The 14,539-nt window shown below is 73.9% G+C and carries 12 protein-coding genes; 7 read left to right on the top strand and 5 right to left on the bottom strand.

Going from position 1 to position 14,539, the window contains the following annotated elements:
• Positions 1-66: 66 nt before the first annotated feature.
• Genes AAHH18_RS00240 through AAHH18_RS00225 form a run of 4 tightly spaced genes read right to left on the bottom strand, consistent with a single transcriptional unit; the run spans position 67 to position 4,230 of the window.
• Entirely contained in the window at positions 67-1,083 is a 1,017-nt protein-coding gene (locus AAHH18_RS00240; RefSeq protein ID WP_343300133.1) for an alpha/beta hydrolase, read from the bottom strand.
• A complete protein-coding gene (locus tag AAHH18_RS00235) occupies positions 1,080-1,904 on the bottom strand; it encodes a carbohydrate ABC transporter permease (protein ID WP_283319208.1) in 825 nt (274 codons plus the stop codon). The genes AAHH18_RS00240 and AAHH18_RS00235 overlap by 4 nt, the downstream gene beginning before the upstream one ends.
• Positions 1,901-2,866, bottom strand: a complete 966-nt coding sequence (locus AAHH18_RS00230; protein WP_343300132.1) for a carbohydrate ABC transporter permease — start codon at positions 2,864-2,866, stop codon at positions 1,901-1,903. Before AAHH18_RS00230 ends, AAHH18_RS00235 begins: the two co-directional genes overlap by 4 nt.
• Positions 2,866-4,230 carry an ABC transporter substrate-binding protein gene (locus AAHH18_RS00225; RefSeq protein WP_343300217.1) on the bottom strand — a complete coding sequence of 455 codons (1,365 nt, stop codon included), beginning with the start codon at positions 4,228-4,230 and terminating at the stop codon, positions 2,866-2,868. The genes AAHH18_RS00230 and AAHH18_RS00225 overlap by 1 nt, the downstream gene beginning before the upstream one ends.
• A 221-nt stretch (positions 4,231-4,451) precedes the next feature.
• On the opposite strand from AAHH18_RS00225, the gene AAHH18_RS00220 reads away from it, so the two are divergent.
• The 3 genes from AAHH18_RS00220 to AAHH18_RS00210 all read left to right on the top strand — a co-directional run bounded on the left by AAHH18_RS00220 (position 4,452) and on the right by AAHH18_RS00210 (position 8,548).
• On the top strand, positions 4,452-5,492 hold the full coding sequence (locus AAHH18_RS00220) for a LacI family DNA-binding transcriptional regulator (RefSeq protein ID WP_343300131.1): 1,041 nt from the start codon (positions 4,452-4,454) through the stop codon (positions 5,490-5,492).
• A 130-nt stretch (positions 5,493-5,622) separates the two neighbouring features.
• Complete coding sequence (locus AAHH18_RS00215) at positions 5,623-7,149, top strand: SPFH domain-containing protein (protein ID WP_283319212.1); 1,527 nt, start codon at positions 5,623-5,625, stop codon at positions 7,147-7,149.
• Positions 7,150-7,210: 61 nt separating this feature from the next.
• On the top strand, positions 7,211-8,548 hold the full coding sequence (locus tag AAHH18_RS00210) for an APC family permease (RefSeq protein WP_283319213.1): 1,338 nt from the start codon (positions 7,211-7,213) through the stop codon (positions 8,546-8,548).
• 4 nt (positions 8,549-8,552) lie between these two features.
• On the opposite strand, the gene AAHH18_RS00205 is transcribed toward AAHH18_RS00210, so the two are convergent.
• The gene (locus AAHH18_RS00205; protein ID WP_343300130.1) at positions 8,553-9,569 is read right to left on the bottom strand and encodes a serine hydrolase domain-containing protein; all 1,017 of its coding nucleotides are present in this window, start codon (positions 9,567-9,569) and stop codon (positions 8,553-8,555) included.
• Between the two features lie 465 nt (positions 9,570-10,034).
• Here AAHH18_RS00205 and AAHH18_RS00200 point away from each other — a divergent pair, with 465 nt between their 5' ends.
• The 4 genes from AAHH18_RS00200 to AAHH18_RS00185 all read left to right on the top strand — a co-directional run bounded on the left by AAHH18_RS00200 (position 10,035) and on the right by AAHH18_RS00185 (position 14,511).
• On the top strand, positions 10,035-10,415 hold the full coding sequence (locus tag AAHH18_RS00200) for a PLDc N-terminal domain-containing protein (RefSeq protein ID WP_283319215.1): 381 nt from the start codon (positions 10,035-10,037) through the stop codon (positions 10,413-10,415).
• Positions 10,412-10,942: a hypothetical protein gene (locus tag AAHH18_RS00195; RefSeq protein WP_343300129.1), complete on the top strand. Its 531-nt coding sequence runs from the start codon at positions 10,412-10,414 to the stop codon at positions 10,940-10,942. The genes AAHH18_RS00200 and AAHH18_RS00195 overlap by 4 nt, the downstream gene beginning before the upstream one ends.
• 88 nt (positions 10,943-11,030) lie before the next feature.
• The gene (locus tag AAHH18_RS00190) at positions 11,031-12,665 is read left to right on the top strand and encodes an AbgT family transporter (protein ID WP_283319217.1); all 1,635 of its coding nucleotides are present in this window, start codon (positions 11,031-11,033) and stop codon (positions 12,663-12,665) included.
• 37 nt (positions 12,666-12,702) lie between these two features.
• Positions 12,703-14,511: an SLC13 family permease gene (locus AAHH18_RS00185; RefSeq protein WP_343300128.1), complete on the top strand. Its 1,809-nt coding sequence runs from the start codon at positions 12,703-12,705 to the stop codon at positions 14,509-14,511.
• Positions 14,512-14,539: the final 28 nt, after the last annotated feature.

The following is a 14,539-nucleotide window of genomic DNA, read 5'->3' as shown; positions in this document are numbered from 1 at the left end:
TGGCGGCAGGTCGGTGGCGGGTCGGTGCCGGTGGGTTCGGGGTCGGCGGCCGCGGGGCCGCCGCTGTCACAGGGCGGGGAACGCCGCGGGCGGCGCCTGCCCCTCGGGCGCGCGGGGTCCGAGCAGCCGTCGCACCCACGCGCGGCGCGCGGCGCGGGACGCCTGCGACAGCGCGGCGCCGGGCACGAACACGTCGAACGCGTGGCAGCCGCCGGGCCAGACGTGCAGCTCGGCGTCGCCGCCGGCCGCCCAGATGCGCGCCGCGTACGCCACGCACTCGTCCCGGAACGTCTCGGCCGACCCGACGTCGACGAACGTCGGCGGCAGGCCCGACAGGTCGGTGGCCCGCGCGGGCGCCGCCGTGGCCGGGACGTCGTCCCCGCCCTGCGCGTCGCCCAGGTAGGCGCGCCAGGCCTCCCGGTTCACGTCGGCGTCCCAGGAGCCGTGGCCGCGCATCTGCGCGGGGGAGCCGTCGCCGTCGCGGTCGTCGAGCATCGGGCACACGAGCAGCTGCCCGGCCAGGGCGGGGCCGCCACGCTCCCGGGCGGCGAGGACCACGGCGGCGGCCAGCCCCCCGCCCGCGCTGATCCCGCCGAGCAGCACCCGGTCGGGGTCGACCCCGAGCTCGGCGGCCTGCGCCACCACCCACTCCAGCGCGGCGTAGGCGTCCTCGAGTGCCGCCGGGTACGGGTGCGCCGGGGCCAGCCGGTAGTCCACCGACACCACGGTCGCGCCGACCTCGTCGGCGAGCTCGCAGGCGTCGGCCACGTTGTCGCGGACCGACCCCGTGACGAGTCCGCCGCCGTGCAGGTGCACGATCACGGGCGTCGGGGCCGTGGCGCCGTGCGGCCGGAGCACGAGCACGGGCACGTCGCTCCCGCCGGGCCGGGGGGCGGGCACCGTCCGCTCCTCGATGCGGTACCGCGCCTCGAGCGGGCCGAGGTCCGGCTCCACGTGACGGTCGTGCAGCGACGCGATCCCGTCCTGCGGCACCCCGACGACCACGTCGGAGGCGTGCTCGGTGAGCGCCGCGGCGATCTCGGGGTCGAACGGGGGCCGCCGCAGCTCGGAGACGGTCGTCATCCCTTGACCGCCCCCTGCATGAGCGCGGAGACGAACTGCCGCTGGAACGCCAGGAACACGATCAGGGTCGGCGTGAGGATCAGCAGCGACCCGGCGCACAGCAGCGGGATGTCCGTGCCCCACTGCCCCTGGAACGCCCCGAGGGCGCCGGCCATCGTGCGCTTGGTCGGGTCGTCGACGAGCACGACCGCCAGCAGGAACTGGTTCCAGGTCCACAGGAACAGCAGGATCCCGAGCGACGACAGGGCGGGCGCGGACAGCGGCAGGTGGATGCGGCTGAACAGCTGCCACGTGCCGGCGCCGTCGATGCGGGCGGCCTCCGACAGGTCCTCCGGCATGTTGACGAAGTGCGCGCGCATCCACATCACCGCGAACGGCATGTACAGGCCGAGCAGCGGCAGGATGATCGCCCACCGGGTGTTGAGCAGGCCGAGGTCGCGCATCTGGTAGTACAGCGGCACGATCACGCCCTGGAACGGCAGGGTCAGCCCGAGCACGAACGCCAGGAAGATCCACCGGTGCCCCGGCGGGCGCAGGTGCCCGAGCGAGAACCCGGCGAGCGTCGCGATGAGCAGTGACAGCGGGACCGTGCCGATCTCGATGAGCACGCTCGACCACAGCAGCGCGCGCATGTTCGCCGCCTGGAACGCGTCGACGAAGTTGTGCCACTGCGGCTGCTCGGGCAGCGACAGGCCGGCGGGGTAGGAGCCCGACGGGTGCAGCGCCGTGAGGAACAGGCTGACGAACGGGGCGATGGTGATGACCATCAGCAGGATCAGCAGGACGCGGCTCAGCCACGCCTCGCGGCGGGAGACGATCACCGGTCACCTTCCCGGGTCAGGCGCTGGATCGGCAGAACGATGGCGAGGACGAGCACCATGAACGCCACCGCGAGCGCGGACGCCTGGCCGACCTCCCGGCTGAAGAACGCCAGGTAGTAGATCTCCAGGCCGGGGACGAGCGTGGCGTTGCCGGGCCCGCCCTGCGTGGAGATGTAGACGATGTCGAAGCTGGCGAGCGCGGCGATCACCGTCACGGTGATGCACACGCCCAGCTCCTGGCGCAGGCTCGGCAGCGTGATCGCGAAGAACTCGCGGACCGCGCCGGCGCCGTCGAGGCGCGCGGCCTCGTACAGGGCGGGGTCGATCTTGGTCATGCCGGCGAGCAGCAGCAGCATGCACAGGCCGAGCGCGACCCAGGCGCCGATGACGCCGACCGCGGGCAGCGCGGTCTGGAAGTCGCCGAGCCACGCCCGGGTGAGCGAGTCGAGGCCGACCGCCCGCAGCACCTGGTTGACGAGCCCGTCGGACGACATCAGCCAGGTCCACATGATGCCGGCTGCCACCAGCGGGATGACCTGCGGCAGGAACAGCACGGTCCGGGACACCAGCGCCAGGCGGCTGGTGGCGAACTTCCGGATGATCGCCGCCGTCAGCAGGCCCAGCAGCACCGGGACGAAGCTGAAGTAGATGATGAGCTGCAGCGCGTTGAGGATGGACCCGAACATCTCCGAGTCCCCGAGCAGCCGCGTGTAGTTGTCGATCCCGACCCACGTCGCGGCCGAGATGCCGTTCCAGTCGTAGAACGAGTACTGCACGGTCAGCGCCAGGGGCCGCAGCACGAACACCACGTACACCACGGCCGCCGGCACCACGAGGGCGAGCGCGACCCAGCCCCGGCGCAGGCGCCGCGCCCGGAGGGCGCGGCGTCTGTCGTCCAGGCCGTGCGGCTGCTCGGCCGCCTCGCGGAGACCGGGACGACCGGTCGTCCGCATCTGCATCATCAGCCGCCGATCTCGCTCTCGTACTGCTTCTGCACGTCGGCGAGCATCCCGGCCGGGTCCTGCTGACCCGCGACGAGCTTCTGCAGGTTCGGCGTCCAGCCCTTGGCGTAGATCGCGCCGGTGGCGTTGGCGATGAAGTCCATCGCGCCGTCCTTCTCGCCGATGGTCGCGCCGGCCGCGAGCGTCTGCGCGGTCACGGAGTCCGCGTCGACGTCCGGCATGAACGCGTCCGCCAGGCCCAGCGGGTGCGAGCCGCCGACCTCGACCTGGATGGTGCGGGCCTCCTCGTTGGTGGCCGCCCAGTCGAAGAAGAACGCCGCGCAGTCCGGGTGCTCCGCCTGCGCGCCGATCCCGAAGGTCAGCGGCGCGGACATGGCGCCCAGGTCGCCGCCCTCCTCGAGCGGCGGCATGAGGAAGAACCCGACCTCGCCCGGCATCTGCGCGTCGAGGTTGCCCGACTCCCAGTCGCCGTTGAACATCAGGAGGCTCTCGCCCTCCATGAACCGGCTCATCATCATCGAGTAGTCGAGGGAGTTGATGTCGTCGGCGAAGTAGCCGGCGTCGATCCACGACTTCAGGTGCTCGGCGGCCTCGAGGTTGGTCGGCGTGTCGATCGTCGCGCCGGACCGCTGGAAGATCCAGTCGTTGATCTCGGTGGTGTCGCCGTAGGACGCCATGAGCGCCTGCAGCGGGAACGCGAGGCCGCCGGTGGCGCCGCCGTTGAACTGCGCGGCGGGCGTGATGCCGGCGTCCTTGGCCTTCTGCATCATGTCGTCGAGCTCGGCGAGCGTGGCCGGGGGCTCCGTGACGCCGATCTGCGCCGCGAGGTCCTTGTTGTAGAACACGCCGGTCATGGAGAACCCGAGGCCCATGCCGTACAGCGGGCCCTCGCCGCGGGCGCCGTCGTCGTCGACGCGCAGCTGGACGAGCTGCGAGGCGGGCCACTGGTCCCACCCCATCGAGCTGGCGTAGCCGTCGAGGTCGAGCAGCAGGCCGTCCTTCGCGAGCTCGGACATCTGCGGCAGGCGCATGAGGTCCGGCGGGTCGTCGGCCAGCACCCGGGGGGCGTTCTGCGTGATGACCGCGAACTGGTCCTCGCGGACGTCGAACGTCACGTTCGGGTACTGCTTGGTGAACTCGGCGAACAGGTCCTTGGGCATGGGGAAGCCCGTCTCGATGTACGCGCTGAGCGTCACCGGGTCGGTGCCGCAGGTCGCCGTGGCGTCGCCTGTGGACGACCCGCCGGTCGCCGAGTCGTCCGTGTCGCTGGTGCCGCCGCCGGGTGCGCTGCACGCCGTCACGGCCAGCAGGCCCGCGAGGCACAGCGACGTCGCTGCGGCGGCCCGCCGGCCCTTCGTGCTCATTCGAGACACCGGTGTCTCCCTTCATCGAGGAGCGGCCCGGAGGCCGGTGCTAAATCGACTTAGCACGCATACTGTCGTCCCGGGACGGCGCGCACGTCAAGCCGACGCCGGTCACGGATTCGTCACGGTTCGCGGCCCGCGCCCCGCCCGCGCCCGGCTCCCGGACGTGGCACCGCGCCCGCGGGCCGCCGCTAGGATCGCGCCGACGGAGGGACACGCACGTGGGTCGCAGGGTGACGCTCGCGGACGTCGCGCGCGCCGCCGGCGTGTCCTCGACGACCGCGTCGCTGGCGCTGTCGGGGCGCGGCGACGAGCTGCGCATCTCGCGCGCCGTCCAGGAGCGCGTCCGCGCCGCCGCCGGCGAGCTGGGCTACCGCCCGAACATCGTGTCCATCGGGCTGCGCAAGGGCACCACCCGCACCCTCGGCTTCATCTCCGACACCGTCGCGACGTCGCAGCTCGCGGGTGACATGATCCGCGGCGCCATCGAGGCGGCGCGCGAGCACGGGTTCCTGCTGTTCATCGGTGAGACCGAGGGCGACGACGAGGCCGAGCAGCAGCTGCTCGACGCCATGCTCGACCGGCAGGTGGACGGCATCGTGCTCGCCTCGATGTTCACCCGCACCCGGCCCGCCCCCCAGACCGGCCGGGTCCCCACGGTGCTGCTCAACACCGTCCCGTCCGACCCGACGCCGATGCCGGCGGTCATCCCCGACGAGGAGCAGGCCGGCCGGCAGGCGGCGCGGCTGCTCGTCGAGGCCGGGCACCGGGACATCCACCTGGTCGGCGGCGGCCCGCACCCCGGGGACGTCGCCCCCGGCACGGTCGCGGGCACCGAGCGCCTGGCCGGGATCCTCACCGAGCTCGCCGCGCACGGCCTCGCCCCGGCCTCCGGCCACGTGTGCGACGACTGGCTGCCGCCCTACGGCTACACCGCGACGCGGGAGCTCCTCGCGGCGCACCCGCGGCCCGGCGCGCTCCTCTGCTTCAACGACCGCATCGCGTTCGGCGCGTACCAGGCGCTGCGCGAGGCGGGCCTCGAGGTGCCGGACGACGTCTCCGTGGTGTCGTTCGACGACTACCCCCTGGCCGAGTGGCTGCGACCCGGGCTGACCTCGTTCGCGATCCCCCACGAGGCCCTCGGCCGGCGCGCCGTCGAGCTGCTGCTGGAGCAGGTGCAGGGCGGCCCGGCCGGCGAGGACGGCGTCGTGCACCGGCTGCCGCTGCCGCTGCACGCACGGGCGTCGGTGCGCGCGGTCTGACGGCGCGGTGCCGCGCGGTGCCGCCCGTGGGAGCTGCGCCGGACGGGGCCTGTGGACGACGTCCGCGCCCGGCCGTGGCCCTCTAGAGTCGGAGCACACCCGCCCGCCCGGCCACGCCCGAGGGAGTCCCATGGAGATCGCAGGAACCGTCCTGGTCGTCGCCGGTGCCGTCGTGCTGCTGGTCGTGCTCGCGATCGTCGGGGCGATCTACGCCAAGGTGCGGTTCAAGATCGCGACCCCCGACGAGGCGCTCATCATCACGGGCCGCAAGAGCGGGACGCCGGTCATCAACCCCGAGACGGGCGACGAGACGACGGACCTGTCGGGCCAGCGCGTCGTCATCGGCGGCGGCACGTTCGTCAAGCCGATCTTCGAGCAGGTCGCGCGCCTGTCGCTGGCGTCGCAGAGCTTCCCGGTGACCGCGGAGGACGCCACCACCAAGAGCGGCGTCGGCGTCACGCTGCGGTCGATCGCCGTGGTGAAGGTCGGCGGCACGGAGCGCATGGTGCGGGCGGCCGCGCAGCGGTTCGCGGGCCGCAGCCAGGAGCAGGTCATCGAGCAGCAGACCAGCGAGGTCCTCGTCGGCGTGCTCCGCACCATCGCCGGCACGCTCACCGTCGAGTCGATCCTCTACGAGCGGCAGGAGTTCTCGAAGGAGGTCAAGGACATCGCCGTGCCGATGCTCGCCGAGCGCGGCCTCGTCCTGGAGAACTTCGAGATCCAGACCGTCGAGGACACGGGCGACTACATCCGCAACCTCGGTCGCCCGCGCGCCGCCGCCGTGGCCCGGGACGCGGAGATCGCCGAGGCGCAGGCCCGCCAGGAGAGCACCGAGCGCTCCAACGAGGCGGCGGTGCAGATCGCGGAGTCCAACAAGGCCCTCGCGCTGCGCAACGCCGAGATCGCCCAGCAGACCGCCAAGGCCCGCGCCGACGCGGAGGCCGCCCAGGAGCGCGCGGAGGCCGAGGCGCAGCAGGGCGTGCTCGAGCAGCAGGAGCAGGTCGCCCAGCGCCGGGCCGCGCTGCGTGAGCAGGAGCTCCAGACGGAGGTCCGCAAGCCCGCCGAGGCCCGCACGTACGAGGCCAAGCAGGAGGCCGACGCCCGCAAGTACGCCGCGGAGCAGGAGGCGGAGGCCGCGAAGACCACCGCGATCCGCCGGTACGAGGCCGAGGCGCAGCGCACCACCGCGCAGGCGGAGGCCGAGGCGTCCGCCGCCCGCGCCCGCGCGGAGGCCGCGCTCGTCGAGCAGCAGCGCCGCGCCGAGGGCGCGCTCGCGCTCGCGAAGGCCGAGGCGGACGGCATCCAGGCCCGCGGCGAGGCCGAGGCCGCCGCCGAGCAGGCCCGCGGCGAGGCCCGCGCCGCCGCGATCAAGGCGGAGTCGGACGCCTACCAGGCGTTCCCCGAGTCGGCGCGGCTCCAGATGGTGCTCGACGCCCTGCCGAAGGTCGCGCAGCCCTACGCCGACGCGCTCGGGTCGATCGACGGCATCACGGTCATCGACAAGGACGGCGCGTCCCGCCTGCCCGGGCAGGTGTCGACCGGCGTCCAGGAGCTCGCGACGCTGCTCAAGGCCCAGACGGGGCTGGACCTGGTCGAGCTCGTCCAGGGCCTGGGCGGGCGCGGCGGCAGCGGGTCCGGCGGCACGCCCGCGGCCTGAGGCGACGGGCCCGCCGCCGCTCGACGCGCGCTCCGGCGGCGGGCACCGGAGACTCGGGCGGGTGACCTCCACCGCGCCCACGGCGAGCGGGACCTCCGGCACCGGCCTGCGCCGGGCCGTGACCGGGCCGCTGCTGTACCTGTTCATCCTCGGCGACGTCCTCGGCGCCGGCATCTACGCCCTGATCGGGGAGATGGCCGGCCAGGCCGGCGGGCTGGTGTGGCTGTCCTTCGGCATCGCGCTCGCGATGGCGCTGCTCACGGCGTTCTCGTACGCCGAGCTCGTCACCAAGTACCCGCAGGCGGGCGGGTCGGCGGTGTTCGCCGAGCGGGCCTACCGCAGCCCGCTCGTCGCCTTCCTGGTCGGGTTCTGCATGCTCGCGGCCGGCATGGTCAGCGCCGCGGGCCTGGCGCTCGCGTTCACCGGCGAGTACCTCTCCGCGTTCCTCGACGTCCCGCAGGTGCCGGCGGCGATCGTGTTCCTCGTGGTCGTGGCCCTGGTCAACGCGTGGGGTATCAAGGAGTCCCTGTGGGCCAACGTCGGCATGACGGTCGTCGAGTCCGCCGGGCTGGTGCTCGTCGTGGTCCTCGGTGCCTGGGTCATCGGGCGCGGCGACGCGGACCTCGACGGGGCGGTGTCGGCGCCGGACGGCTCGTCGGTGTGGCTGGCGGTGCTCGGCAGCGCGCTGCTCGCGTTCTACTCGTTCGTCGGCTTCGAGACGTCGGCGAACCTCGCGGAGGAGGTCCGCGACGTGTCGCGCGTCTACCCGCGGGCCCTCTTCGGCGCCCTCGCCACCGCGGGCGGCATGTACCTGCTGCTCGGCTTCGTCGCTCCGGCGGTGGTGCCCCCGGCGGAGCTCGCGGAGTCCTCGGGCCCGCTGCTCGAGGTGGTGCGGGCCGCCGGCGCGGTGCCGCCCGGGCTGTTCGCGGTGGTCGCGCTGGTCGCCGTCGCGAACGGCGCGCTGCTCACGATGATCATGGCCAGCCGCCTCGCCTACGGGATGGCACGGCAGGGGCTGCTGCCCCCGGTGCTCGGCCGGGTGCTCCCCGGGCGCCGCACCCCGGGCGTGGCCATCGCGGTGACGACGGCCGTCGCGGTGGTGCTCGCGGCGACCGGCGAGCTGGTGGACCTCGCGTCGACCGTCGTGCTGCTCCTGCTGTTCGTGTTCCTGTCGACGAACGTCGCGGTGCTGGTGCTGCGGCGCGAGCGGGTGGAGCACGACCACTTCCGGTCGCCCACGGCCGTGCCCGTCCTGGCGGTCGTCTCGTGCCTGGTGCTGCTCACGCAGCAGGAGGCGCGGCACTGGGCGCTCGCGGGGGTGCTGCTCGCGGTCGGCGTGGTCGTCCACGCGGTCACGCGCCGGCTGTCCCGGCCCGCCCCGCGGCCCGCGGGGCGCTGAGCGGTCAGGCGTCCTCGGCGTCGCGCAGCGCCCGCAGCACGGGCCACGCGCCGTCCGAGGTGTTCGCGACGACCGTGACCGTCACGCCGGTGCCCGGGCTGTGCCGGGTCAGCGCCGACACGCCCGCGTCGTAGCCCTCGAGCTCGACGTCGTCCGAGTCCCCGCCGAGCCAGAAGCCCCGGCCGTACCGCCGGTCCTCCTCCGCCTCGTGCAGCGGCTCGACCAGCGTCGCGAGCGTCCCCGCGGAGATCACCCGGTGCGCGAACAGCGCCCGCCAGAACCGCGCGAGGTCGCCGGCCGTGGTGACCAGGCCGCCGTCGCCGCTGCCGCGCACCGGCAGGTGCAGCACGTTGGTGCGCAGGCCGGTCTCGTGCAGGTAGCCGCGGGCGACGTCGCCGGGCAGCTCGTCGCCGCGCGGGTAGCCGGTCGCCGTCATGCCGGCGGGCTCGAGCACCCGCTGCCGGACGAGCTCCGTGAACTCGGTGCCCGTGAGCCGCTGGAGCAGCAGCGCGAGCACCACGAACCCCGAGTTGTTGTACGCGAACTCGGCGCCGGGCTCCGAGACCTGCTCGCGGCCGTCCAGCACCGGGAGGAACGCCTCGGCGTCGTCCAGCAGGTGCACCGGCACGGGCAGCACGTGGTCCGTGATGTCGCCGTCGTCCGACTCGTCGAGGTAGTCCCCGATGCCGGACGTGTGGCTGAGCAGGTGGTCCCACGTCACGCGGTGGTCCACCAGCGGCAGGTCGTCGCCGAGCAGCGGCCGCACCGGGTCGTCGAGCCGCAGCCGGCCCTCGTCGAGCAGCGCCCCGACCGCCAGCGCCGTGAACCCCTTCGCGACGCTCGCGACGCCGAACCGGTGGTCCGTGGTCGCGGCGACCCCGTGGGCGCGGTCGGCCAGCCCGTACGCGTGGGCGAACAGGGTCTCGTCGCCGCGGTCCACCCGGACGACGCCGCTCAGGCCGGAGGCCAGGGCGCTCTCGTGCAGGACGGGACCGACGGCGGTGGGGTCGAGGGGAGGCATCCACCGACCCTACGGAGCCGCCGCGCGCCCTCGCGAGCGGATTACCCGCCGCGTGCGGGGCCCGTCCCCACCCCCAGCCGCCACCACTCACGTGCGGGGCCGGTTCCACCCAACGGTGGCGGCGCGGACGTCGACAGGCTGCCGTGACATCCGCGGAATGACGCCGTGCGAGCCGGCGCGTGGCGTTGCGTAGGTATTTCTCTGACAGGTCACGTACCGCGGTGCGCTGCGATTTCCGGTGCCTTCGGCAACCACGCGGAGCGTCGCTGCGACGCACCCTTCGCGACGGGCCCGCCGCGAGGGGTGACCGGAGCGGTGGCAGATGCCTCTAGGCGCCCGACCTCGACAGATGTACTGTCGGCCTCACCTCCACCGGAGGCGCGGGACCGAGAAATGCGGCAATGGTGCCGCGGCATGACAACTGCGTGTTGATCCGGCAGGAAGCGTCGGAGATCGGAGCACCTCATGTCCCTCTGGGAGTCGTTCGTCCTCGTCCTCGAGATCTTCTTCTTCGTCGCCTACCTGCTGGTGATGTTCCAGATCATCGGCGACCTGTTCCGCGACCACAGCCTGTCCGGCGTGGCCAAGGCGGTCTGGGTGCTGTTCCTCGTCTTCTTCCCGCTGATCGCCGCGCTGGTGTACCTGATCGCGCGGGGCAAGGGGATGGCCGAGCGCAGCGTCGCCGGCATCCGTGAGCAGCGCGAGCGCACCGACACCTACATCCGCGAGGTCGCCGGGACGGCACCCGCCCAGGAGATCGCCACGGCCCAGGGGCTGCTGCGCGACGGGGTGATCACCGCCGAGCAGTTCGAGCAGCTCAAGGCCCGCGCGCTGGGGACGGCGTGATCGTCGTGACCCGGACGGACCGGTGGCGGCGGGCGGCGCTCGCCCTCGCCGCGCCGGCCACCGCGGCGGTGCTCCTGCTCGCGGGGTGCGCCTCCGGGGACGCGGGCTCGGGCTCGGGCACGACGGAGCCGCCGGCGGACGACGGCACCGCGGACGTCGACCTGGTCGCGGGGTCCTCCGCCCTCGGGGTCCCCGCCGGGCTGGGCAGCCCGCCGGCGGACGCCGCGGCCGGGGCGGCCCGGACCGCGGACGCCGGCCTGCTGTACGTCGTGACCTTCGGGTCCAGCACGTGCCCCGTGGTGGCGGACCCCGAGGCGACGGCGGCCGGTGACGCCGCGGTCGAGGTGACGTTCCCGGAGCCGACCGACGACCCGTGCACCGCCGACTACGTCCCGGCGACCTCCGTCGTCGCGCTGCCGGACGGCGTCGACCCGGACGCCGACCTCACGGTCACGGTCGGCACCTGGGGCGACGTGACGCTGCCCGCCGGGTCGCAGGACCCGGCCTGGGCCACCGCGGAGGGCTGACCGGCCCACCCGTCCACGACGCCGCAGCCCCGTCGGGCGCCGGCGTCGGCCACCCACCCCAGCCGCTGGTTCCAGAGAGGGGATCGCCATGTCCGAGGTGGTGCAGGAGGGCCGGCCGTCCGGTCTGCAGCGGGTGCTGGACGCCGTCGAGCGGGCCGGCAACCGGGTCCCGCACCCGGTGATCATCTTCCTGGTGCTCATCGGGCTGCTGATCGTCGCGTCGCACGCGTTCGCCCTGGCGGGGACGTCCGTGACGTTCGAGCAGGCCGCCGTCTCCGAGCAGGTCGAGCCGAGCGGCGAGGCGCTGGTCGGCGACGAGCCGTACCAGTCGGCCGAGCCGGAGGTCGAGGAGGTCACGGTCGAGGCGCAGAGCCTGCTGTCGGCCGACGGGATCCGGTTCATCTTCACGTCGCCGGTCGCCAACTTCAACGGGTTCGGCGTGGTCGGCGTCATCATGGTCGCGATGCTCGGCGTCGGGCTGGCCGAGGAGGTCGGGCTGATCGGGGCGTTCATCACGCGCCTGGTCAGGGTGACGCCGCGGCGCCTCGTGACCGCCAGCATCGTGCTGCTCGGCGTGCTGTCGTCGATCGCCACCGACGCCGGGTACCTGGTGCTGATCCCGCTCGCGGCGGCGGTGTTCCACTCGCTCGGACGGCACCCGCTGGCAGGCCTGGCGGCGGCGTTCGCGGGCGTCGGCGGCGGGTTCGGCGTCAACATGCTCGTCACGCCGGTCGACGGGATGCTCGCGGAGATCACCAACGAGTCGATCGCGGACCCCGCGCGGCACGTCTCCATCACCGGGAACCTGTACTTCGGGATCGTCTCGACGCTCGTCATCACGCTGGTGGCGACGCTGCTGACGGAGAAGGTCGTCGAGCCGCGGCTCGGCACCTACCGGGAGGACGAGGCGCCGGAGCCGGCCGACGGCGACGCCGCGGCCCCGCCGTCGCACGAGCTCGGGCCGGAGCAGCTGCGCGGGCTGCGCTTCGCGTTCTGGGGGTTCGTCGGCGTCACCGCGCTGGTGCTGCTGCTCACCGTGCCGTCCTGGGGGCCGCTGCGGAACCCCGAGACGGGCAGCCTGATCGAGGACTCCCCGCTGATGGGGTCGATCATCTTCCTGATCCTGCTGTACTTCTTCGTGATGGGGTACTGCTACGGCAGGGGCGCCGGGACCATCCGCACCAGCATGGACGTCATCAACCCGATGACGAAGACGATCTCGGGCCTCGCGGGGCTGTTCTTCCTGCTGCTCGTCATCAGCCAGTTCATCGCGTACTTCACGTACTCCCAGCTGGGGACCATCGCCGCGGTGCAGATGGCGGACGTGCTGGAGCGCGCGGGGCTGCCGACGGTCTGGCTCATCGTCGGCCTGATCGTCATGACGGCGATCGTCGACATCTTCATCGGCGGCGTCGTGCCGAAGTGGGCGATCTTCGCGCCGATCTTCGTGCCGCTGTTCATCCAGCTCGGCATCTCCCCGGACGTCGCCCTGGCCGCCTACCGGGTCGGCGACTCCCCGGTGAACGTCGTCACGCCGCTCATGCCGTACTTCGCGCTCATCGTCATCTTCGCGGAGCGGTACCGGCGCAAGGTCGGCGTGGGGTCGGTGATCTCGCTGATGCTGCCGTACACCGTGGCGCTGCTGCTGGTGTGGACCGTGCTGCTGGTGGTCTGGTACCTGCTCGGGATCCCGCTCGGGCCCGGCGGCACCATCTACCTCTGAGCCCGCGCACCGGAACCCGCACCCGAGGCCCGCGACCATGTCCGACGCCACCCTGAGCCTGCTGGTCCTGGCGGCCGCCGTCGTGCTGTTCGTGTGGAACCGGCTGCCCGTCGGGGTGGTGGCGGTGCTGACCGCCCTGGCGCTCGCGGCCACCGGCGTCCTCACCTCGGAGCAGGCGCTGGCCGGCTTCGGCGACCCGGTGGTGGTCTTCATCGCGGCGCTGTTCGTGCTGAGCGAGGGGCTGGAGTCCTCCGGGGTGACGGCCTGGGCGGGGCAGCAGCTCCTCGCCCGCACGGGGCAGGGGCGCACGCGGGTGGTCGTCGCGCTCATGCTGCTGTCGGCGGTGCTCGCGGCGGTGGTCACCCCCAACGGGGCCACGGCGGCGCTGATCCCGGTGATGGTGCTCGCCGCGCGCCGGTCCGGCATGGCGACGTCCCGGGCGGCGCTGCCGCTCGCGTACGCCGCCAGCGCGGGCGCGCTGCTGACCCTCAGCGGCAGCACGGTCAACGTGATCGCCTCGGACGCGCTGGCCGGGGCGACGGGCGAGCGGTTCGGGTACCTCGAGTTCGCGGTGGTCGGTGCCCCGCTGGTGCTCGTGACGATCGCCGTCACGGTGCTGCTGGGCGACCGGCTGCTCCCGGAGCGCACGCCCGCGACGCTGCCCCGCGACTTCTCGGCCCACGTGGACACCCTGGTCGAGCACTACCGGCTGGACCACGGGTTCTTCCGGCTGGCGGTGCCGGCGGCCTCGCCCCTGGCCGGCGCGGCGCTGCGGGACGTGGCGGTGCCGCCCGAGGTCGTGCTCGTCGGTGCGCAGGACGCGGCGGGCGGGCCGTGCCCCGACGGGCGCCCGGTGACGCCGGGCGACGTGCTGGTGGTCAGCGGGCCCGCGGAGGGTGTCACCGCGTTCGCGGCCGACCAGGCCCTCACGGTGGCCCGGACGCCGCTGACGCGCCGCACCCGCGAGGCGCTGCTCGACGCGCAGCGCGGCCTGGCCGAGGTCCTCGTCGCCCCCCGCTCGGAGCTCGTCGGCACGGCCGTGTTCCCGGGCATGGTGCGGGCGGGCACGACGGTGCTGGCCGTGAGCCGCCGCGGTCGCGACGTCGGCCCGCGACCCGTGGCGCTCGCGGAGGGCGACGCGCTGCTGGTGCACGGGAGCTGGGACCGCATCGAGGCGCTCGCCGCCTCGGAGCAGGTGCTCGTGGTCGACAGCCCGGACTCGGTGCGCCGGCAGACGGTCGCGCTGGGACCGAGGGCGGGCGCGGCGCTGTCGGTGCTCGCGGTCACGGTCGTGCTGCTGGCCACGGGCGTCGTGGCGCCGGCGGTCGCGGGCCTGCTCGGCGCGGTCGCCATGGTCGTCACCGGCGTCGTCACCCCGCAGCAGGCGTACCGGGCGATCTCCTGGCAGACCGTCGTGCTGGTGGGCGGCCTCATCCCGCTGTCCGTCGCCATCCGCACGTCCGGTGCGGCCGACCTGCTCGCGGGCGGGATCGTCGGGCTGGTGCCGGACGGCGACGACGGCCGGCTGCTGCTGGTCGCGCTCTTCGTGCTGACCGCGGTGCTCGGGCAGATCGTGTCGAACACGGCGACCGTGCTCATCGTCGTGCCGGTCGCGCTCGCCGCCGCCGAGGCGTCCGGCGTCCACCCCGCGCCGGTGCTCATGCTCGTCGCCGTCGCCGGTGCGGCGTCCTTCCTCACCCCCATCGCCACCCCCGCCAACATGATGGTGATGGCGCCGGGCGGCTACCGGTTCGGCGACTACTGGCGGCTCGGGCTGGTCACGATGCTCGCCTGGCTGGCCGTCGCCGTCCTCCTGGTGCCGCTGGTGTGGCCCTTCAGCCCCTGACACCCACCACGAGAGAAGAGGACCCGCC

This window comes from Cellulomonas olei (assembly GCF_039548315.1).
In the GTDB taxonomy this organism is placed as follows: domain Bacteria; phylum Actinomycetota; class Actinomycetes; order Actinomycetales; family Cellulomonadaceae; genus Cellulomonas.
Note: the sequence above shows the minus strand (reverse complement) of the source record. Positions and strands in the feature narration are given on the sequence as shown.